Origin of the sequence: Roseibium polysiphoniae, from assembly GCF_014842925.1 — a bacterium.
Taxonomy (GTDB): Bacteria; Pseudomonadota; Alphaproteobacteria; order Rhizobiales; family Stappiaceae; genus Roseibium; species Roseibium polysiphoniae.
In genome coordinates this window covers 509,787-530,190 of the sequence record NZ_JACYXJ010000001.1, presented here as the reverse complement: position 1 = coordinate 530,190, position 20,404 = coordinate 509,787, and the positions used below count along the sequence as shown (strand labels likewise).

The following is a 20,404-nucleotide window of genomic DNA, read 5'->3' as shown; positions in this document are numbered from 1 at the left end:
TCGTTGAGCTTGACCCGTGTCGCCGCACATTGTTTGCTGCTGCCATCTTCAGTCTTCGCCGGGCGGACGGTGATTCCGTCCCAGTCCCCGGCAATTCAAACATCTCCGAACCGACCAGACCGAAAAGGGTCTGGGGCATGGCCAGAAGGGAACCACAGATGAGTCTCGACACGACCCTTATGAAAGAAGCCGTCTACATTGCGGGCGAATGGATCCCGGCAGACAGCGGCAAGACCATTGAGGTCATCAATCCGGCCACCGGCGACACCATTGGCACGGTGCCTCATTGCGGCGGCGCGGAAACCGCGCGCGCCATCGATGCCGCCCATGCCGCTTTCGGCCCCTGGAAGGCCAAGACGGCTGCCGAGCGCGCCGGCCTGATGCAGAAGCTGGCCGATGAAATCATGGCCAACATCGATGCGCTGGCCGAAATCCTGGTCACCGAAATGGGCAAGCCCCTGGCCGAGGCAAAAGGCGAAATCGCCGGCGGTGTGAATTACATCCGGTTCTTTGCCGAGGAAGCACGCCGGGTCTATGGCGACATCATTCCCTCTCCCTGGACCGGCAAGAAGATCTTCGTCACCAAGGAAGCGGTCGGGGTTGTCGGCGCCATCACGCCGTGGAACTTCCCCAATTCCATGATCGCTCGCAAGCTGGGCGCGGCCCTGGCAGCGGGCTGCACCATGGTCATCAAGCCCTCGGAACTGACGCCTTTTTCCGCCCTCGCCTATGGCGTCCTGGCTGAAAAGGCCGGTATCCCCAAGGGCGTGATCAACGTCCTGACCGGCGATGCGCCCGAGATCGGGACGGAGATGTGCTCCAATCCCAAGCTGCGCAAGATCACCTTCACCGGCTCCACCCGGGTCGGCAAACTGCTGGCGTCCAACGCAACCGCCAACATGAAGAAGATCTCGATGGAACTGGGCGGCAACGCGCCCTTCATCGTCTTCGACGATGCGGACATCGACCGGGCTGTTGCCGGGGCGATCGCGTCCAAGTTCCGCAACTCCGGCCAGACCTGCGTTTGTGCCAACCGGATCTATGTTCAGGCCGGGATCTATGACGCCTTCGCCGCCAAGCTCAAGGCAGCCGTCGAGGCCGAACTCAAGCCGGGCAATGGTCTGGAAAGCGGCTCCACGCAGGGCCCGCTCATCGACGAGCGTGCGATCACCAAAGTGTCCGATCACCTCCAGGATGCTCTCGCCAAGGGGGCAACCCTGATCAGCGGCGGGGAACGGGCCGGCAACGTCGGCACCTTCTTCCAGCCGACCATCGTGACCGGTGCCACCTCGGAGATGAAAATCGCCACCGAGGAAACCTTCGGTCCCCTGGCCGCGCTGTTCAAGTTCGAGACTGAAGCCGAGGCCCTGGAGCTTGCCAATGCGACCGAGTACGGGCTTGCCTGCTACTTCTACAGCCAGGACCTTGGCCGGGTGTTCCGGGTGATGGAAGAGCTGGAGTATGGCCTGGTCGGTGTCAACGAAGGTGTCATCACCACGGAAGTTGCGCCCTTCGGCGGCGTCAAGGACAGCGGCATGGGCAATGAAGGCTCGAAGTATGGCCTCGATGACTACCTGAACATCAAATACTCCTGCATCGGCGGCCTCGGTCAATAGGCCCTTCCGCCCGGACCCGCTGGACGACACGCAAACAAAAGCCCCGCAGGACCTCCTGCGGGGCTTGTTCGTCGGAACAGCGTGACACCAACATTATGCGGCGGTCTTCAGCAGCTGCGCGATGCCATCCGCACGGATGGGCTTTCCGAACAGATAACCCTGGCCGATGTCGCAGCCGAGCGCGCGCAGCTTTTCCTCCTGCTCTTCCGTCTCGATGCCCTCCGCAACGACCTTCATCTTGAAAATGCCTGCAAGGCTGACAACTGAACTCACGATCGCAGCCTGAGGCCCCTCATCGCAGACTTGATCGATGAAGGATTTGTCGATCTTGATCTTCGAGAACGGGAACCGGGGTATGTATCCGAGACTGGAATAGCCTGTCCCGAAGTCATCGAGAGCAAGACTACAGCCCATCTGTTTCAGCGCGTCGATCGTCGTATCCAGTTGAAGCCGGTCATCGACAAAAAGCGACTCCGTCAATTCCAGATCCAGAAAATGGGGCGAAAAGCCTGTCTCGGAAAGCGCGTCCTGGATCGCATCAACAAAATCAGGCGCCGTGAACTGGAGCGGCGAAACATTGATTGCAAGACGGAGCGGCTCTGACCAGGCCATTGCCTCTTTCATCGCCTGTTTCATGATCCAAGTACCGAACTCTACGATGAGCCCGCTTTCTTCGGCGATCGAAATAAATTCAGCCGGAGAAATGTCGCCCAGAGCGTCATTTTGCCAACGCATCAAGGCTTCGACACCCAACAGCCGCCGGTCCTTCAGATCCACAAGAGGCTGGAAGACAACATGGAGCTCACCTTTTTCCAGTGCGCGAGCGAGTTCTGTTTCCAGCACTCTGCGCCTTTGCAGATTGAGCCGCATCGCCTCTTGGTAGCGAACAATCGAATTGCCGCCAGCCTGGCGGGTGACGGAAAGGGCATTGCCTGCCTCACGCAATGGCGCCTCGGCGTTGAACGCCCCCTCGATCAAGAGCGTGTAGCCCACACTGACCGTGACAGGTATTCGGCTGCCAAGCAGAAGATATTCGCCTTTCAAAACATCGGCCATCAGCTTCAGGCGCTCCTGCAACACATCTTCCGACGCCACAGAGCAGAGGCATGCGAGACGGTTATCGCCGATGGACGCGGCAAGGCCAGGACCAGGCAGTACGGTGATCAAGCGTCCGGCCATCGCTTTTCGTAGGAGGTCGGCGACGCTGAAACCGAGAGACGCAACGATTTGATCTATTCCATCCACCGCGATCAGAGCAACACAGTGGATCTGGTCTTCGCATGCATCAGCGGTACGGAGCGCCTCGAGGCGCTCCTCGAAACCGTTGCGATTGATCAGGCCGGTAATCGGGTCGTGGCTAGCAAGGTAGGCAAGATGGTCGGCGGCCCTGCGCTCGTCGGTGACATCGCGGCACGTAAGGCTCACCAGGCGCACTTCGGCTTCGGAGAACGATGTTTCCTGATTGAGATCAACCTGGGCGGAGCAGGTCACGATAAATTCGATGGTACGCGTTTTGCCATCTGGCAGTTTGATGGAAGCTTCCTGAATTCGGGCTTCATGATCGTTGACTTCGGCACAGCTCAAAGCCCTGTCGACTTCCTGTATCATCACGTCGGGCAGGCACTCCTTTGCAGAGATCCCGACTTTCACCGGATTTGGCAAGACCTGAGTTGTGGCACGGCTGGCCGCACGAATGATCCGGTTCTGATCAACTACGAGAATGCCATCAAAGCTGTCATCGAACACCCGCCCGAGCATCAACCGGCTGTTTCGGGTCTCAAACTGCGAAATGCGCAGAAGCAGCTTTTGCAGGCCTATCTGGCTCAGCGTCATGAAAGCGAAGAAAAACACAAGAACGACGTGCGCGGCGGCTGTGTCCGGTATCACGGGCGCCCGAAACTGGATGACAAGCGCCAGAGCCTCCAGACTCAACCCAATTGCTAAGAGCAACAACGCTCTTAAGCGCCAATCCACGCGCACCAAGGTCAGGACAGGCAACGCCAGTATGATTGCAAGCAGGAGAATTTCCAGCCCGCCACGATGGGTCAATGCGCGATCCTGTGCAATCGACTCCGCCGCCAGGGCCTGGATCACAGCGCCGGGCAAGACACCATAAAGGGGCACGGAAAACAGATCTCTTAGCTCCTGGGCGCTGGCTCCAATCAGTATTTTCTTGCCCTTTAGCTTGTCTGCCCCAACCTCACCGCTCAGGACGTCGACAAAAGAAAAGCGCTCAAGGCGATCTGCGGCGATCCCGAAATCGATGTGGAACATCTCGCCGACAACACCGCCGTGCCCGCCCAGCAGAGACGCCAGGGAGAGAACCGGCTCGCCATCGAACTCCTCCGCCCAGAGGGCTTGCCAAACCCGGCCGTCCGCATCGATCGGAACGCTCACAACGGTAGGCCACGCTTCGCCCGCAAAGTCGTCAATCGGCCGATTGACCACTGTCTCAGAGGATGCCGAAGCGCCCGGCGCCGATGCGTTCTGACGAAACATCGCGAGGCTGACGATGCCACCGGCACGTTCAATCGCTGCGGCAAAGGCCGCATCATCATGCTGATTGGACCGGCTGCTGAAATCAATGTCGAACGCGACCTCAGCGACCTCAAGATCAACAAGGGCATCAAGGAGATCGCCGTAGACCTTACGCGGCCAGGGCCACACGCCCACCTCTCTCAGGCTCTTTGCATCCAGGTCGACGATCACGATCTGGCCGGTCGGTTCACGTTCGGTCAGCGAAAAGCGAAACTCGTCAATCGCCCGCTTGAGCGGAGCAAAAACCCCTGAAACCTGAAGGAAAGCTATCACTAGAGCAATAGCAATATAGGCAAGGAGGGTCGAATTGATCCCGCTTCTTGCGGCAGTCGTTGCCAAGCGGTTCACCTGCTGATCCCCCTTAACAAGATGGATAGATCACCCGAACGGAAAAGCATCAGTCCTCGTTGCCCTTGCCGTTGCCGCCTGCGTTTGAGTTTCCGGAATTTCCGTTACCGTTGCTGTTGCCACCGGCGTTGGAATTGCCGCTGTTGCCATTTCCATTGCCACCAGCGTTCGAATTGCCGGAATTGCCGTTACCGTTGCTGTTGCCGCCGGCGTTGGAATTGCCGCTGTTGCCGTTTCCATTGCCACCAGCGTTCGAATTGCCGGAATTGCCGTTGTCGTTGCCGTTGCCGCCGGCGTTGGAATTGCCGCTGTTGCCGTTTCCTGCGCTATCTGTCTCGGTATCGCTGGTGGAACCAGAAGAACTGGATGTGCTGCTTGAGGTCGCTTCACTTGTTGTCGTGGGAACATTTGTTACAGCAGGCGTCACGAAAGTCGGCGCTGCCTTGGCGCCTTTTTTCACCGTCGGCAGGACTTTGCCGCCTACGGTCAGCCCAACTTTTCTCTCCGGCTCGGTCGACGCCAGCTGCCCCGGCCCAAGGTTGACGCGATCACCTGATGCGAAGTCATTCACGCCGACAAGCCCACGTTCGACAGACACGCGCGCGGTTTTCTTACCGACTTTGACGGCAAAACGCGTCCCCTTGACCACTGCGGCAAGAAAAGGGGTTTCGACTGAAAAATGCGGCCGTGAGCGTTTGACAACATCGATTTGCAGATCGCCACTCTTTTGCAGAAGCGTAGTCTTGCCACCCTTGCTGCGATATCGCGACAAAGCAAAGGTCGTATTCGGCCCGACAAGGATCGTTTCAGCTCCACGCGCGATAAGCGCTCTTGCGCCCTTGCGCGTTGCGACCGTGAAGCCCTTTTGAAGTGGCATTCCGGTCTTGGCTCGAAATGCCTTCACACCGGGAGCCACGAGATACACCGTTCCCGATACCCGCTTGATCACCCAATCGGCGGCAAAGCCCGGTCCGGAGACTAAACTCAGACCCACGACCAGTAGGAACAGAGGAGCGATCTTGCGGCAATAGCCCTTCTGGGCCTGCCTTCGCTTCAGACTCCGCGCAAATGCCCAAGCGAAGGTTTTCTGAAATTGATCCGTCACAGCAATGCATCTCATTTTCTTTGAAACCCACAAAGAAAATACATTGCTGTATTTAACAGATGAGAAACACGCAATTTCTAACGTCAATTGCATGAAATATCACTAACTACATCTTAACACCAAGACATAGTGAAACCTTGAAAAGGAACGCTGCGTCATTTTTTTAAGTTCAGTCTACGTCGGCAAGAAGATCGGCTTCAACCTCGCGAAAGAGGTTCACGGCGTCGATGTTCATCTGCTCGACGCCGCAGCGCACCGCGGTTTCAAAGACAGCCCTTTCCGAGCCGCCATAGAACATCTGGGTCAGGAGCCCGGCTGCCTTTGCCTCGGAACAGCGCTCGGGCGTCAGAGTGTTCTCGTTGAACTCGAGGATATGCGCCCCGAGAGCCACGGCGCGTTCGACTGAGCCGACATGCTCAAACAGCACCATCCGGCGAAAATCAGGCACCCGAGCGCGGGTCTCGGCGCGAATGCCCTGATCGAAGGAGAAGGTCCAGGCGTCGGCCAGCAGACGGCGCGAGGCAAGCTTGTCCCGCACTCTTGCCGGATCGGCCAGCTTGATTTCCGCGTAGGTCGCGATCCGGCCCTTGCATGCATCCAGAAAGGCGTCGAGACGCGGCACGCGCTCACCGGCAAACTCGGCTCCAAACCAGCTGCCTGCATCCAGCTCATCGATCTCGGCAGACGTCATGTCGGAGAAATAGCCGCTGCCGTTGGTCGTGCGATCCACTGTCTCGTCATGCATGACGTAGAGCACATCGTCCTTGCTGGTGCGAATATCGAATTCGACCGCAAAGGCTCCGAGGGCAATGGCACCTTCAAGGGAGGCCATGGTGTTTTCCGGAGCGGTTTGACTTGCCCCCCGGTGGCAAACGATTTTGGCCTTGTGCACGGGCCTCTCCCTGATTTTTGATCTGGCGCCCGCATCACGACGTGATGTAAAACCCCGTCATGTCACGGGAGCGCCCGGGATTTGATGAAAAATTGCTGCTTCGAGACTGCCACGATTCGAGTGATCAGCAGATGACAAGCCGGCAACAATCAGGGCGATTGTTTCAGTTTCAATGCGCGCCGGAGATTGCATCGCGGTCGCCGTCTTCAAGCGATCCGGGCATTGCGTTCATTTGATGACAATCAAACGCGCAACTGTTCACTTACATTTGACAGTCAGTCAAATTGTCACACGCAGGATCATGTCTATTTGTCGCCCATGGCACTCGATCCCGAGAGCCTTTGCGACTCTCTCGAATTGAGGTTTTTAAAATGATCCGTTTCGCATCTTCCGCCCTCGCGTTTTCGCTTCTGGCCGGCGCTGCCGTTGCCGAACCTGTCGCCTACGACTTCGACAAGTCCCACGCAAACCTTGCCTTTTCCTACAATCACCTTGGCTACTCGACCACCGAAGGCCGTTTTGGCGAGTGGGAAGGCACGCTTCTGATCGACCAGGATGCGCCGGCCAATTCGTCGATTGAGTTCGTCATCGACGTGAATTCCCTCGACACATTCTGGGCCGACCGCGACAAGCATTTCCTCAGCGCAGATTTTTTCGAAGCGGAAAAGTTTCCAAAAGCGAGCTTCAAGAGCACATCGGTTGAAAAGACCGGTGAAAACACGCTGAAGGTCACCGGCGACCTGACCATCAAGGACGTTACCAAGCCCGCCGTTCTGGACGTGACCGTCACCCAGATCGGCGACCACCCGATGGCCAAGAAACCAGCGGCCGGTTTTGCCGTCACCAGCACGATCAAGCGCTCGGACTATGGCATGGACAAGTTTGTTCCCTATGTAGGTGACGAGATCACTGTCACCTTCCACGCCGAGACTCTGAAAGCGGCTACAAACTAAGGCCTTCTGGGCCTCCCGGCCGGTGTCACCCCTCGGCACCGGCCCCCTTCTTCATTGACACGGCCTGCCGCCGGAGCTTGCTCCAGTTCAGCCTTGTGGAGTGCGTCATGATCCGCAATACATCCGGTGGTTACGGCCGCGTCGCGATTGTCTTTCACTGGACAATGGCGCTTCTGATCCTGGCGATGCTGGCGCTCGGTCTTTACATGACCAGCCTTCCGCCCACGGACCCGGAAACGTTCCGGCTCTACCAGCTGCACAAGTCCCTCGGCTTCGTGGTGCTTGCGCTTGCGGTGTTGCGTCTTGCCTGGCGGCTCGTGAACCCATCGCCGAAGTTGCCCGATGGCATGAAAGCCATCGAAAAACTGGCCGCTCACCTGGGTCACGCTGGTCTTTATGCCTTCCTGTTTGCCATGCCGATCACTGGCTGGATGATGGCTTCGGCCTCCCCCTGGGGCATTCCGACCATCGTCTTCGACGTCCTGCCGGTGCCGCATCTGCCCGTGCCGGAAGCGCTCGGAACACAAGCCGAGGCAGAGGCCATCTTCAAGCTCCTGCATGAATACGGTGCCTACCTGCTGATAGCGCTGATTGTTGCCCATGCAGCAGCTGCCCTCAAACACCATTTCATTGCCCGCGACGACACCTTGAGACGCATGCTCTCCACCGCCCCGGCGCGCGCCAAGATCTGACCCATTTCGAAGGAAATCATCATGCCGCTGAAATCAGTCCTCTCTGCCGCCGCCCTGTCAGTCAGCCTGCTGGCACCGGGCATTGCCCTGGCTGACACATGGACCGTCGACCCAGCCAAGAGCCAGCTTGCCTTTGAGGTCGTTCAGGCCGGATCGCCGCTGACGGGCGTTTTTGAAACCTGGACCGCCGAAATTGAATTCGATCCGGACACGCCGGAGACAGCCGAAATCTCCGCCGAGATCACGACGCTGAGCGCCGCCACCGGCAACCAGCAGTTCGACGGCACCTTGCCCGGCCGCGGCTGGTTCAATGTCAATGAATTCCCGGTCGCGACCTTCACGACCACGGAGGTCAGCCCGGCAGGGGACGGCGCCTATGTCGCCAATGGCACATTGACGATCCGCGACATCTCGCTGCCGATTGCACTCGCCTTCACGCTCGACATTGAAGGAGATACGGCGACAGCCAAGGGCGAGGCCAAGGTCAACCGCACCGACTACAAGCTCGGCGCCGAAGTGAACGGCGATACAGTAGGTGAAGTGGTCACCGTAACGCTTGATCTGACGGCAACGCGCTGATCGCGGCAAAAAACATCGGCTTCGACAAATTGGGAAGGCAGCGGCGCTTGGCGTTTGCTGCCTTTTTGCCTTATGACACGCACATCCGTTTTGCCACGCGCCCTGTGTCTGCTCAGCGCGCCAGCCAAACCAAGAAGGCCCTGAGATGAACGCTCCGACGACCCCGCCCAAGTACCAGCACAGTTCCCTGTTTCCCTTGAGCGAGGACAAGACGCCCTACCGCAAGCTGACCTCAGACCATGTGAAGACCGCCGAATTCAACGGCGAGGAAGTCCTCATGATCGAACCGGAGGGCCTGCGCCTTCTGGCCGAGGAAGCCTTCAAGGACATCAACCACTACCTGCGGCCCGGACATCTGGCCCAGCTGCGCAAGATCCTGGACGATCCCGAGGCGACCGAAAACGACAAGTTCGTGGCCTTTGACCTGTTGAAGAACGCCAACATCGCCGCCCATGGCGTCCTGCCCATGTGTCAGGACACGGGCACGGCGATCATCATGGGCAAGAAGGGCCGCCGGGTGTGGACCGACGGCACCGATGAAGCGGCCCTGGGCGAAGGCTCGCGCGATGCCTATTTCAAGAAGAACCTGCGCTACTCGCAGCTCGCGCCGATCTCCATGTTCGAGGAAAAGAACACCGCCAACAACATGCCGGCGCAGATCGAGCTCTATTCCGACGGAGAAGACGCCTACAAGTTCCTGTTCATGGCCAAGGGGGGCGGCTCGGCCAACAAGACCTTCCTGTTCCAGGGCACGCCCTCGCTCCTGACCCACGACCGGATGATCGACTTCCTCAAGGAAAAGATCCTGACGCTCGGCACGGCGGCCTGCCCGCCCTATCATCTGGCCATCGTCATCGGCGGCACCTCGGCCGAGATGAACCTGAAAACGGCCAAATACGCCTCCGCGCGCTATCTCGACAACCTGCCGACACAGGGCTCGGAAGACGGCCATGCCTTCCGCGATCTGGCCATGGAAGAAGAGATCCACAAGCTGACCCAGGCGACGGGCGTCGGCGCCCAGTTCGGCGGCAAATACTTCTGCCACGATGTCCGCGTCATTCGCCTGCCCCGCCATGGCGCGTCCCTGCCCATCGGGCTGGCAGTGTCCTGCTCGGCGGACCGCCAGGCGGTCGGCAAGATCACCAAGGACGGCATCTTCCTGGAACAGCTGGAAATGCAGCCGGACAAATACATGCCGGAGATCACCGACGACCATCTGGACGACGAGGTCGTTCACATCGACCTGACCCGGCCCATGTCCGAGATCCTGGGCGAACTGACCAAACACCCGATCAAGACCCGCCTGTCCCTGACCGGCCCCTTGATCGTGGCGCGCGATGCGGCCCACGCCAAGCTGCGCGAACGGCTGGAAGCGGGCGAGCCCCTGCCCGACTACATCAAGAACCACCCGGTCTATTATGCCGGCCCGGCCAAGACCCCCGATGGCATGCCGTCAGGCTCCTTCGGCCCGACCACCGCGGGTCGGATGGATTCCTTCGTCGACCAGTTCCAGGCCGCCGGCGGCTCCATGGTGATGCTGGCCAAGGGCAACCGCTCGCCCCAGGTCCGCCGTGCCTGCCAGGCCCACGGCGGCTTTTATCTCGGTTCGATTGGCGGCCCGGCTGCCCGTTTGGCGCAGGACTGCATCAAGAAGGTCGAAGTGGTCGAATACGAAGAACTCGGCATGGAAGCGGTCTGGAAGATCGAAGTCGAAGACTTCCCCGCCTTCATCGTCGTCGACGACAAGGGCAACGACTTCTTCAAGGAACTGAACCTGGGGTGATCTGCACCTGAAACCGGTTTGAAAACGCGAAACCCGCTGGCTGGGAGGCTGGCGGGTTTTGTTTTGTGTCGACTATTGCGAACCAAATGCTAACCCCTATAAGCTCGCAATGGTTGCACTTATCTACATGATTGCCGTGGATTAAATTGATGGCAGAATTTCTCAGTCAGGCTAATGAGCAAGACTTCCCACTACAGAAAAAAAATATCAACATATACAATTATAGTGGCGAAGATCACCTAACCAATACAAACAACTACGCCGCATATTTGCAAGAATTTTCAAAAATTCTTGGAATTAGTATTCATTATAATGTAATATCTGAGCCTAAATACTCAATATTTCCTTATATAAACTTAGAAAAGGCCCTTATTCAAGGAACTTTACTCGATGCCATTCGACACCTCGTAAATCAAATGTCATTTGTGTATGCAAATATAATTCAAGATATTCTAAATGACAAAACGACTGCAGAGAACGGAAGCTCGAAATCTTATTTCAAGATAAAGTATCCATCAATAGAACCAACGGGCCTGCGAAATTTCGTTGCATCACATCATGACCCCGAGGAAATTGCAGGAACCTTTTTGGGAGACCTCAAGGCTGACTTTCCCGAATTCATTGCCAGCATTCAGGCGCCTGAACGCAGAATCATCGAGCAAGCCATTTCTGAGTACGGTGATTGGCTATCTGAAAAAAGCAAGAAAAAACTGGATGACGCGACCAAAGTTCTATCAAAAGCACAACAGCGAACAGAAGAAGCTCATCGGAAGACTGACGAAGCTCTTAGCGCGGAAGAAGCTGGAGAAACCGCTGAAGGCCTCGAACGCCTCACCGCACATTGGAAAGATAAGGCCCAACATCATCAGGTAAGAAGATCAAGTAATATAATTCTTTTTGTAAGTATACTGGCAGTTTCACTTCTTGTTTTGATGCTCAGTCAAGCAGGAATTCTCCAGGCTTCGATAGTCAGGCTCTGCGGAGACTCAGCCTTTTGCCCGACACCTTGGCAACGGTTTTTGCATGACGCGGCGCTTGCAGCCAAAACAAATGGAAGTTGGATATTTGCGATCCTGAGCCTGAAAGGCGTTCTAATACCTATACTGGGAGTTACTTGGCTTCTACGTATTTTGAGTAGACAAAACAACGCTCATTTCGCTCTTGAAAATGACGCACGCCAACGATTAGCTTTACTATTCTCATTCGTTCGGCTTCAAGAACTACCTGAAGTCAAGCTTACCGATGACGAACGCTTACTCATTCTACAGCAGCTTTTCAAACCCGCTGACAGCCCTGCAAAAGATGACGGCCCACCCACTGCGACCGAACTATTGTCCAAGTTTAAAACTTAATGAGCACCATTGTTAAGCTTCAGGAGTTGACCGTCGTGGTCCTGCGATGCATGCAGTGGCGTTACCATAGGCACGACGTTGCAGTCTCGCCGGGCGTCGCCGGGACAACCGCGAACGTGGCGGGCTACCCCAGCCTTCGCAGCGGTCATCCCCGCCCCGCGAAACGGAAATGTGCGGGGATCCAATGCCCCTTTCGGCGGAACGGAACATGGGAGTGGGTTCAAAGGTTGCCGCAAATCCAGGTAGCTTGAGCCGAACTACTCCGGGAATGAGTGGATCCCCGCACAAGGTGGGGATGACGCCGGTGGCTGGCGCAGCGTCAAATGTAACGAACGCTCACCCCTTCCCCGTCATTGCAGGACCTGATCCTGCAATCCATGCCGTGACGTCTCCAGGCAGCACGGCTTCTGATTGCCGCACGGCAACGGCATGCCCCCCCCCAAAAAGCGGAAATGGGGTCGAGCCATGGGATGAACGCCGATGAGTGGTGCTGGGTGGGAGGCACCCATCGCGATCCGCGCCATTTTTCGAGGCAGCGCTGCGTCACAGCGATTGACGCCGACGCGCTAGGCTCGGCCTTGTTTCGAGGATGTACCGATCGCCGAAGACATGCGGGCGTGTCGAGATGCACGACACTGCCCGCCCCTACCGAGCCTCTTAGCGCCTGACGCCGCAAGAGCGTCAGAATGTCCGCTGGTCACACTTGCTTTTCAGGAGATTGGTCGCTTCAGACGCGACTTGCGTCGCGATTTCGTCCGGGGCAGCGCCTGCGTAGACGAGAAAGGACAGGGTCTCGCCCGAAGACGGCATCTCCGTTTCGATGCACGCGGCCACATAGTCCGCTTCCTTGCTGTCCAGATTCCGCTTCTCGCCTTTTTCCCAGCAGGCGCCAAACATGTTGATCCGGAACGGCAATTTGTTGTTGCACGCGTTGCTGGGGCTCAAGTCCTTGCCGATCTGACTTCCGTCCTTATAGGCGCGGATTTTCAGGTCAAAGCCCTTCGTATCGGCTGGAAAGGTGAACGCGCCGGGCCCTTCGTAGTGACGAAGGCCGCACAGCACCTCGCCCTTCTCAAGCGCCGCCCATTTGATTCCCCCCATGAGGGTGCTTCCGATTGCCGGCAACCAGTCAGCGGCCGTGTCCAGCACATCGATGCTGTTCCCGCCCGAAACGGTGCACATGGCCGTGACTTTGAAGTCGTCGTCGACGTCTGCCGTTGTAAATCCGAAATGATTTGTCTGCTTGGTGTCATAAGCCTGTGCGGACACAGCGATTCCTGCTGAAAAGATCACTGCAAGAACGCTCAACTTCAATAGACGCATAATATCTCCCTCGTGAAATCATGTTCAGGATTTCCTGATGGATATCCTAGTCTGTGCCGTTTGAATTGCAATCACATCAAAGGCGGGAAACTGCGCGGCATGAGCGTGGGACGCCAATCAAAATCAGACAAATTCCGGCGTTTTCCGCCCCTCTTGTGATCGGGATCACGTCTCTGCCTCAGCGTTCCGGATTTACTGAACATGGCATTCAGACCGGGTTCAGCCGAAATGCAGATAGTGATGATCACGCACCTTGAACACACAGGAGACACGTCATGAAAACAACAGCCCTTGCCGCAACCCTTGCCCTCGCGGCCCTTTCGTCCTCCGCATCGGCAAACGATCTGGCAGCGCCCGGCGAAACCGCGCTGAAGGTCACCAAGCTCCAGATGGGCATCAAAGGGCCAGCTGTTGCCGCCTGCCCGGCAGACGCCGAACTCAACATCTGGGTCTTCACCAACAAGGAAGGCACGGTTCCTGTCTATATCGCCAAGGCCGGCGGCGGCGTGACCGGACCGCATCAGGTGACCACCAAGAAAACCGCAAACGGCACCTACATGGGCACCTATTTCCGAGATCTTACCATTCATCAGCCGATCGATGCCCGTTACCGGGCTTCTGCGCCTCAACACAAGCAGCTGTCCAATTGGGTTCCGTTGAAGGCAAGTTGCTCGTTCGGGCTCGGCGGCTAGGCCTCCCCGCGCCTTTCACGCCTGGTCATTGGCCCCTAGTCATCGCCTGCGGGCCATGCCAGTCTGGCCGCGATGCGGAGATCGTTCCGCAGGCACGACGTGACCAGAGTTTTTCCATGAACCAACCTCAAGATGCCGCCACCCGCCGGGCTGTGAAGCCGGTGATCTGTTATCCGCCGGAAACATTGCCCGAGCCGGATCTCAGCCTTTATGCCGCCGCCCGTGAAACGGCTGAAAAGATTGATGAAGTGCTTGTCGCCCCGCGCGAGGCCGCCAGCATCAAGGTGCCGGCCGGCCATTTCCTGAAGATGTCCTCCGTCGAGGGCTCACAGGTCGGCGATCTCAATCTCTTCAACCTGCATGACCTCAGCGAACGGTTCTATTCAGGCAAGACGCGGGCGCTGCACGGCACCCACGTGACCACCGGCGACCGGCTGTGGTCCTCCTTCCCGACCCTGCGCCCCATGGCGACGGTGACGACGGACACGCTCGACTGGTACGGCATCGATGAATTCGGCGGTTCGGTGCATGACGTGATCGGGACGCGCTGCGATCCATATACGGGCAAGGTACTGAGCGGCACGGATTACCATCATTGCTGCCATTCGAACCTGACCCGGGCGCTGGCCGATGCCCGCAAACTGCCGCTTGAAGAGTCCGAGCGTCATGTTCACGACGTGCTCAATGTCTTCATGTGCACCGGGTTCACCCGGGACACGGGCCAGTATTTCATGAAGGCCAGCCCGGTGCGTCCGGGCGACTATCTGGAGCTTTTCGCCGAGATCGACCTGCTGGCGGTTCTGAGCGCTTGTCCGGGCGGTGATTGTTCATCCGAACACACCAGCGACGTTGCCGCCTGCCATCCCCTGTTGATGGAGGTCTTCCGCCCGGGCGACGGCACGCTCGGCAACTGGTCGCAGCCTGCGGTCAATGGCTACGACCGGAGCCACGGCCGCTAAGCCTCAGATCAGAAACAAGGTGCTGCGGACGATGGTCTCCGCAGCGCCTGCATTCAGGTGGTGGCCACTTCCTGTGGCCGGATCAGGCGGCCTGCAAACCAAAGCGCCAACGCGGCCAGAGCCGGGACAAAGATCCCGATCGCCATGGGAGACGCATCCTCCGCCGTCATGAGGGCTACCACGGTCGAACACAGGAAAGCGATCGCAAACTGGCATGCGCCCAGGAGCGCCGAGCCGACGCCCGCCCCTCCGCGCGCTGCCTCCATGGCAATCGACATGGCATTGGCGCTCAAGAGACCGACGAACCCGATGGCGAACCAGAGCGGCACCACGAAGACCCACAGGTTCTGTGTGGACGACAGGGCAAACAGGCCGCCGCCAAGGAGAGCAAAGACCGGCAGGCAAGCGGTCAGAAGAAACTCCGGGCTGTAGTGGTTCAAGAGCCTCGTGTTGACGTGGGAAAACACCGCCAGCGATGCCGCGACCAGACCGAACAACAGGCCATAGGTCATGTTGTCGAGGCCATAGACACCCTTGAAAACTCCTGCCGACGCCGTGATGAAGGCGAACATGGCTGCCTGAACCAGCGCGGCGACGAAAGCCGGGATCAGGAAGCGCGGATTGCTGACCAGTCTGGCATAGCCCTTGAAGGCGTCACGGAACGGCGTATCGCCGCGCTGTTCCTTCGGCAGGGTTTCCGGCAGGACGATCATCGACAGGGTTGCGGATGCAAGACCGAGGATCACCATGAAGACGAAGATCGACTGCCACCCCCAGGCGGTCAGGAACAAGCTGCCGACAAAGGGCGCCATGACCGGGCCGATGGTCATGAGCATCACCAGCACGGTCATGGTCTTTGCAGCTTCCCTGCCCTCGAAGAGATCGGTGACCATGGCACGGCCGACGACCATACCGGCACAGGCGCCAATGGCCTGAACCGCGCGCAAGCCGTTGAAGATCGTTACATCCCCGACGAGAAGCAAGGCGACCGAGGTGACGGTGAAGACCGCGATCCCGACGATCAAAGGCCCCTTGCGCCCAAAACCGTCGATGGCAGGCCCCATGATCAGCTGACCGACGCAAAGCCCCAGAAAAAACAACGACAGGGAGAGTTCGACGGCGGCATCGCTGGCGCCCAGGCTATGGGCGAGCTGATCCAGGCCTGATAGATACATGTCCGTCGCCACGGGCGGAAAGACCGCCAGCAGCGCCAGAACAGTGACGAGCAGGACATAGGGCGTCCCGGTTTTCGCCGAGGTTGGCATGAAGGTTCTCCAAGGGGCGTTTTCAGCCGCCATTGTTTTTGGGTCGCACAGCTCCTATTAAGAAACTGCAGTTCCGTATTTAAATACGAGACTACCGTCTCTTATTCAAGATGGTGCTGCAGATTTTTATTCGGGAGAAGAAAAATGACCGAAATCCCGCGACAGGCCGGACGGCCCAGGGAGGAAGCGACCGCACCGGCGCTGATGGACGCCGCGCGGCGGCTGGTCCGAACGAACGGCTACGACAAGGTCTCCATCACGCAGATCATCAAGGAAGCTGGCGTGTCACGGCAATCGCTTTACCGTCGCTGGCCGACCAAGGCGGATCTGGTGCTTGAGGCCTTCTTTGAATCGGCCTCTCAAGGCGCCTTCGGCGACGAGCGTCACCCGGACCAGGGGTCTGCGCGTCAACGCCTGCTTGATCTGTTGATCAGCATCTTCGACCACATCGCCCGCGATGGCGCCGCCATGCGCAGCCTGATTGCGTCTGCCCAGGAGGATCCGCAATTTCGCGCCAGCTTCATCGAGAAATTCGTTCTGCCACGCGAGGAAATCGTGACCGACATCCTTCAGCGGGCCGTTGAAAGCGCTGAACTGCCGCCACAGAGCGATGTCGCAATGCTCTCAGCAATGATCCATGGCGCATTCTGGTACCGGATGCTGAACGACTGGCCGCTTAATACAGCCTTTGCCAAGGCAATGGTGTCTCAGATCTTCGGGTCCTGACGGCGCCCAGCCTTGCCGTCTCGGCAACAGCTTTTGAGCCGCTGAAAATTGTTATCCCTCAAAATGCAAAAAAGGCCGGGCGTTGGCCCGACCTTTTTCAATCTTCATTTTCAAGTCGCGCCAGCCATTCCGGCAGCGCCCTGAAAAATAAGACTTAGACTTCCTGCAGGTTGTCCGCAGCGGACTTGCCGGAGCGACGGTCCTGAACAACTTCAAAGCTGACCTTCTGACCTTCGGTCAGAGGCTGCATGCCAGCGCGCTCAACAGCGGAGATGTGAACGAACACGTCGTTGCCGCCATCTTCCGGCTGGATGAAGCCGAAGCCTTTGGTGGAGTTGAAGAACTTAACGGTTCCAATAGCCATAACGATTTTCCTTTTCAATCGGTCATGTAGGGGTGCCTTTGGCAAGATTGCCTCGGGCGATTAGCTCGACGTTGAGAGGAAAGATCGTTCAGTTCGCGGTTGCCCACGCCGTAACAAGTTCTTCAAGCAATATCGATGCGCAGGAAATAGTCCTAGTTCGTGACCAATTCAAGGCTTTTCACCCGGAAAAAACGAATAATACCAGACTGGTCCCTGCCGACCCTGTCAGAAACACTTATCCCCCCTCATCAAACCTGCCGTATTATCACCCCTGTTCCTGCCATCACGGGGCCGCTAATGGACCGTCCGTTCGCGGTGGCGGGGACCGGGTTTCGAGGGGCTCTCTGCCGTGTAACGGATGGCAGAGGGCGCCGGTGACTGGCAGCTTGAGACTTCGGCGGGGAGTGACGCCGTATCTCTCGGGCGCGTTTCGTATCTGGCAAGCCGGAGGACGCTCTACTTCCGGCGCGCAGAAAAGAGAAAGACGCAAGTTCGGTCATTTGGGACACGAAACCTGGGCAGGCGCAACGGCCTTGTCACTTCCCACATTCCCAATACCGCCCGGCAAGTCCGGAACGCCTGCCATCCCGTTTCTGACGGGAAACCGAGAACCAGCCAAAACGCCGGGGAGAGGAGATCCTGCGGTGGACCTGGTGCTGCCAGCGAGTTGGCGCAGGTGCTCTGCGCCTAGCTTTCGACTACGGCGGGCCGTGGATAAGGTCCCTTCAACATCGCCAGATAGTCTACCGCAGCACCCAGAACGAAGACAGCGAAGGCCTGATGCCACAGGGCCAGATGCAGCGGCACAGACATGACCAATGTGGCAATGCCGAACACCACCTGAAGCGCCACGAAACCGACGATATGACGAGCTGGCATCATCACCTGCTTGCGGCCGCTGACCTTTTTCGACCGGATCATCAGCCAGAGTGCGACGACCACGAGCACATAGGCGGTGACCCGGTGCTGGAACTGGACGGTCATGACGTTCTCGAAGAGGTTCGCCCACGCCGGAGACATGGCCAGAAGGCCCTTCGGGATCACCTGCCCGTCCATCAGCGGCCAGGTGTTGAACGTGAAGCCGGCGTTGAGCCCGGCCACCAGACCACCCATGAAGATCTGCAAGAACACCAGCGCAAGGAACAGCCAGCCGACACCGCCGAGTGCCCGCGCCTCCTCTGCATTGGCGCTCTCGCGCGGGGCAAGACGGCGTGCAATCCAGAACAGATAGGCGAATATCACGCAGGCAAGGGTCAGGTGGGCCGCAAGGCGGTATTGGCTGACGTCAATCCTGTCGACGAGGCCCGACGCGACCATGTACCAGCCAAGAGCGCCCTGGAGGCCGCCCAGAACCAGACCAACAACGAGGCGCGGCTTGAGCCAGGGTTCGATGCGGCCCTGGATCCAGAAGATCGCCATGGGAACGAAGAAGGCAATGCCGATGAACCGGCCCAGCTGACGGTGGCCCCACTCCCACCAGAAGATGAACTTGAACTCTTCAAGGGACATGCCCTTGTTGACCACCTCATACTGAGGAATCTCGCGGTACTTGGCGAATTCCTCTTCCCATTCGGCAGCCGACAGCGGCGGGATGACGCCATGGATCGGTTTCCACTCGGTGATGGAAAGACCTGATTCCGTCAAACGTGTCGCGCCGCCGACAACCACCATAGCCAATACCAGCAGGCAAATGCCATAGAGCCACCAACGGATCAAAGTGCGATTGCGCTCAAGGCGCGAAGACCCTGCGTTGGCGCTGGCAAGCCCGGCGTTGTCACCTGTCTTGGAGGAAGCAGACATTTCCCATCCCGTCTTTGAACCCGGGATCACTGCCCGGATTTGACCTAACACCGGGGGAGATATAGGTGCATGACAATGGCGGCAAGTCGCGGGCCGGTGTTTGCGACACTCTAACGCTGCAAAACCCTATCAGAAAAGTGAGTTCCCCAGCATGGTTCCCTCATTTCGAAAGTTCGTCGGCATGGTGGTTCTTGTGGTGTTTGTGATCGTCTATGCGCTGGTCGCCATGGTGATCGGCGACATGACCTTGCAACAATCCTCGACACTCATGCGCCTGGCCTATTTCGCCGTGGCAGGACTGGCCTGGGTCATTCCGGCCGGCGCCATCATCTGGTGGATGGAAAGAGGCGGGAAACGCCCGACCTGAAGCTGCGGCCACGGCAGGCCCAGCGGGCCACGTGGTAAAGGGCGAAAGGCGCACCGGTCAGATATTGGTCGATCACATAGGGATCCTGGAAACGGCCGTTCAGGGAGACCCTGGGAAGCAGCATCGGATCGCGGGCATTCACCGACTTGAGCAAGCCGGGAAAGGTTGTCACGGCCGAGTTGAAACCAGCTTCACTCAGGATCTGTGCGTCCCGTTTGCTGACCGCGATCTTGTTGCCATAGGGATAGGCGAAGTGTTTCGGCTTGCGCCCTAGCTCCTGCTGCATGCGCTCGATCCCGCGCTGGATGTCTGATCTGGCGTCTGCAGCTCCAAGACGTGCCAAAGCATGATGCGCATGGGTGTGGGCCGCCAGGGTCACCAGCGGATCTTGCGCCAGCTCCCTGAGTTCGTCCCAGGTCATCATCATCTCGTCGGCGAGACCTGCCAGGTCGAAATCATAACGCTCCGCCAGCTGGCGAATGATCTCGCGCTGCTGCTTTTCGTCGACTTCCTGGGTCAACCATCGTGTGAGCTGCTCGTAGCAGGCGTCCTTTTCCGCCACCGTGCGACAGGAAATCGCCTCACCTGCCGTTTCGGCTGACAAGCGGATCTCGTCATTCTGACCGATGATGCGCTCAAGCGCGATCCACCAGAGTTCGGTCTCGCGGTCGATAAGCCCCGTCGCCACGTAGATGGTGAAGGGAACATTCAGCTCTTTCAGGATCGGGTAGGCAATCTTGAGATTGTCGCGGTAGCCGTCGTCGAAGGTCAGGGCTGCATAGCGCTGATTGCCATAGCCGCTCTTGAGAAGATCAACCGCTTCATCAAGCGCGATGATCTCATAGCCGTTGCCGCGGATCTGCTCGATCGACTGGCGCAGGAACTCCGGGGTGATTTCAAGATGCAGATTTGGCTGATATTCGTCGTCACGCGCAGGGCGAACGTGATGCATCATGAAGATTGCACCACAACCCTGAGTAAACGGCGCCATAACACGGCCAAGCCCACTGCTGCGCAAGAGCTTGAAAGCATTTTGGAATATTCTTTGAC

The 20,404-nt window shown here is 58.1% G+C and carries 18 protein-coding genes; 10 read left to right on the top strand and 8 right to left on the bottom strand.

Annotated elements, in window-relative coordinates:
• Positions 1-158 precede the first annotated feature (158 nt).
• Positions 159-1,616, top strand: coding sequence for an NAD-dependent succinate-semialdehyde dehydrogenase (locus tag IG617_RS02500; protein ID WP_192106983.1), 1,458 nt, complete (start codon positions 159-161; stop codon positions 1,614-1,616).
• 93 nt (positions 1,617-1,709) lie between these two features.
• Here the strand turns inward: IG617_RS02500 and IG617_RS02495 are convergent, their stop codons facing one another.
• The 3 genes from IG617_RS02495 to IG617_RS02485 form a co-directional block, all read right to left on the bottom strand.
• Positions 1,710-4,493 carry an EAL domain-containing protein gene (locus IG617_RS02495; protein ID WP_192106981.1) on the bottom strand — a complete coding sequence of 928 codons (2,784 nt, stop codon included), beginning with the start codon at positions 4,491-4,493 and terminating at the stop codon, positions 1,710-1,712.
• Positions 4,494-4,551: 58 nt separating this feature from the next.
• Entirely contained in the window at positions 4,552-5,607 is a 1,056-nt protein-coding gene (locus tag IG617_RS02490; RefSeq protein ID WP_338109930.1) for a FecR domain-containing protein, read from the bottom strand.
• Between the two features lie 169 nt (positions 5,608-5,776).
• Entirely contained in the window at positions 5,777-6,499 is a 723-nt protein-coding gene (locus tag IG617_RS02485; RefSeq protein WP_192106977.1) for a glycerophosphodiester phosphodiesterase family protein, read from the bottom strand.
• 371 nt (positions 6,500-6,870) lie between these two features.
• Between IG617_RS02485 and IG617_RS02480 the strand changes: the two genes are divergently transcribed.
• The 5 genes from IG617_RS02480 (at position 6,871) to IG617_RS02460 (ending at position 11,858) form a co-directional block, all read left to right on the top strand.
• Positions 6,871-7,452 (top strand): YceI family protein, encoded by a 582-nt coding sequence (locus IG617_RS02480; protein WP_192106975.1) that lies wholly within the window; start codon positions 6,871-6,873, stop codon positions 7,450-7,452.
• 107 nt (positions 7,453-7,559) lie between these two features.
• Positions 7,560-8,144 carry a cytochrome b gene (locus tag IG617_RS02475; RefSeq protein ID WP_192106973.1) on the top strand — a complete coding sequence of 195 codons (585 nt, stop codon included), beginning with the start codon at positions 7,560-7,562 and terminating at the stop codon, positions 8,142-8,144.
• Between the two features lie 21 nt (positions 8,145-8,165).
• Positions 8,166-8,723: a YceI family protein gene (locus IG617_RS02470; protein ID WP_192106971.1), complete on the top strand. Its 558-nt coding sequence runs from the start codon at positions 8,166-8,168 to the stop codon at positions 8,721-8,723.
• Between the two features lie 145 nt (positions 8,724-8,868).
• Positions 8,869-10,506 (top strand): fumarate hydratase, encoded by a 1,638-nt coding sequence (locus tag IG617_RS02465; protein WP_192106969.1) that lies wholly within the window; start codon positions 8,869-8,871, stop codon positions 10,504-10,506.
• Positions 10,507-10,655: 149 nt separating this feature from the next.
• Complete coding sequence (locus IG617_RS02460) at positions 10,656-11,858, top strand: hypothetical protein (RefSeq protein WP_192106967.1); 1,203 nt, start codon at positions 10,656-10,658, stop codon at positions 11,856-11,858.
• A gap of 681 nt (positions 11,859-12,539) precedes the next feature.
• Here IG617_RS02460 and IG617_RS02455 read toward each other — a convergent pair.
• A complete protein-coding gene (locus IG617_RS02455; RefSeq protein WP_192106965.1) occupies positions 12,540-13,181 on the bottom strand; it encodes a hypothetical protein in 642 nt (213 codons plus the stop codon).
• Positions 13,182-13,456: 275 nt separating this feature from the next.
• Here IG617_RS02455 and IG617_RS02450 point away from each other — a divergent pair, with 275 nt between their 5' ends.
• Positions 13,457-13,873: a hypothetical protein gene (locus IG617_RS02450; protein WP_192106963.1), complete on the top strand. Its 417-nt coding sequence runs from the start codon at positions 13,457-13,459 to the stop codon at positions 13,871-13,873.
• Between the two features lie 116 nt (positions 13,874-13,989).
• Positions 13,990-14,832 carry an urea carboxylase-associated family protein gene (locus tag IG617_RS02445; RefSeq protein WP_192106961.1) on the top strand — a complete coding sequence of 281 codons (843 nt, stop codon included), beginning with the start codon at positions 13,990-13,992 and terminating at the stop codon, positions 14,830-14,832.
• 53 nt (positions 14,833-14,885) lie between these two features.
• On the opposite strand, the gene IG617_RS02440 is transcribed toward IG617_RS02445, so the two are convergent.
• Positions 14,886-16,097, bottom strand: a complete 1,212-nt coding sequence (locus IG617_RS02440; protein WP_192106959.1) for a multidrug effflux MFS transporter — start codon at positions 16,095-16,097, stop codon at positions 14,886-14,888.
• A gap of 144 nt (positions 16,098-16,241) precedes the next feature.
• On the opposite strand from IG617_RS02440, the gene IG617_RS02435 reads away from it, so the two are divergent.
• Positions 16,242-16,823: a TetR/AcrR family transcriptional regulator gene (locus IG617_RS02435; RefSeq protein WP_192106957.1), complete on the top strand. Its 582-nt coding sequence runs from the start codon at positions 16,242-16,244 to the stop codon at positions 16,821-16,823.
• 154 nt (positions 16,824-16,977) lie between these two features.
• Here the strand turns inward: IG617_RS02435 and IG617_RS02430 are convergent, their stop codons facing one another.
• Both IG617_RS02430 and IG617_RS02425 read right to left on the bottom strand, forming a co-directional pair.
• Positions 16,978-17,187 (bottom strand): cold-shock protein, encoded by a 210-nt coding sequence (locus IG617_RS02430; protein WP_153769525.1) that lies wholly within the window; start codon positions 17,185-17,187, stop codon positions 16,978-16,980.
• Between the two features lie 687 nt (positions 17,188-17,874).
• The gene (locus tag IG617_RS02425; RefSeq protein ID WP_192106955.1) at positions 17,875-18,987 is read right to left on the bottom strand and encodes a COX15/CtaA family protein; all 1,113 of its coding nucleotides are present in this window, start codon (positions 18,985-18,987) and stop codon (positions 17,875-17,877) included.
• 151 nt (positions 18,988-19,138) lie between these two features.
• Between IG617_RS02425 and IG617_RS02420 the strand changes: the two genes are divergently transcribed.
• Positions 19,139-19,354 (top strand): DUF2842 domain-containing protein, encoded by a 216-nt coding sequence (locus IG617_RS02420; RefSeq protein WP_153769527.1) that lies wholly within the window; start codon positions 19,139-19,141, stop codon positions 19,352-19,354.
• On the opposite strand, the gene IG617_RS02415 is transcribed toward IG617_RS02420, so the two are convergent.
• On the bottom strand, positions 19,314-20,309 hold the full coding sequence (locus IG617_RS02415; RefSeq protein WP_209008214.1) for a polysaccharide deacetylase family protein: 996 nt from the start codon (positions 20,307-20,309) through the stop codon (positions 19,314-19,316). The genes IG617_RS02420 and IG617_RS02415 overlap by 41 nt on opposite strands.
• Positions 20,310-20,404 lie beyond the last annotated feature (95 nt).

Bases quoted from the DNA above. Each gene is read 5' to 3' on its own strand.
- IG617_RS02480 (WP_192106975.1), top strand. From the start codon at position 6,871: ATGATCCGTTTCGCATCTTCCGCCCTCGCGTTTTCGCTTCTGGCCGGC.
- IG617_RS02450 (WP_192106963.1), top strand. From the start codon at position 13,457: ATGAAAACAACAGCCCTTGCCGCAACCCTTGCCCTCGCGGCCCTTTCG.
- IG617_RS02430 (WP_153769525.1), bottom strand. From the start codon at position 17,187: ATGGCTATTGGAACCGTTAAGTTCTTCAACTCCACCAAAGGCTTCGGC.
- IG617_RS02445 (WP_192106961.1), top strand. From the start codon at position 13,990: ATGAACCAACCTCAAGATGCCGCCACCCGCCGGGCTGTGAAGCCGGTG.
- IG617_RS02455 (WP_192106965.1), bottom strand. From the start codon at position 13,181: ATGCGTCTATTGAAGTTGAGCGTTCTTGCAGTGATCTTTTCAGCAGGA.
- IG617_RS02470 (WP_192106971.1), top strand. From the start codon at position 8,166: ATGCCGCTGAAATCAGTCCTCTCTGCCGCCGCCCTGTCAGTCAGCCTG.
- IG617_RS02440 (WP_192106959.1), bottom strand. From the start codon at position 16,097: ATGCCAACCTCGGCGAAAACCGGGACGCCCTATGTCCTGCTCGTCACT.
- IG617_RS02425 (WP_192106955.1), bottom strand. From the start codon at position 18,987: ATGTCTGCTTCCTCCAAGACAGGTGACAACGCCGGGCTTGCCAGCGCC.
- IG617_RS02500 (WP_192106983.1), top strand. From the start codon at position 159: ATGAGTCTCGACACGACCCTTATGAAAGAAGCCGTCTACATTGCGGGC.
- IG617_RS02435 (WP_192106957.1), top strand. From the start codon at position 16,242: ATGACCGAAATCCCGCGACAGGCCGGACGGCCCAGGGAGGAAGCGACC.
- IG617_RS02465 (WP_192106969.1), top strand. From the start codon at position 8,869: ATGAACGCTCCGACGACCCCGCCCAAGTACCAGCACAGTTCCCTGTTT.
- IG617_RS02415 (WP_209008214.1), bottom strand. From the start codon at position 20,309: ATGATGCATCACGTTCGCCCTGCGCGTGACGACGAATATCAGCCAAAT.
- IG617_RS02420 (WP_153769527.1), top strand. From the start codon at position 19,139: ATGGTTCCCTCATTTCGAAAGTTCGTCGGCATGGTGGTTCTTGTGGTG.
- IG617_RS02460 (WP_192106967.1), top strand. From the start codon at position 10,656: ATGGCAGAATTTCTCAGTCAGGCTAATGAGCAAGACTTCCCACTACAG.
- IG617_RS02475 (WP_192106973.1), top strand. From the start codon at position 7,560: ATGATCCGCAATACATCCGGTGGTTACGGCCGCGTCGCGATTGTCTTT.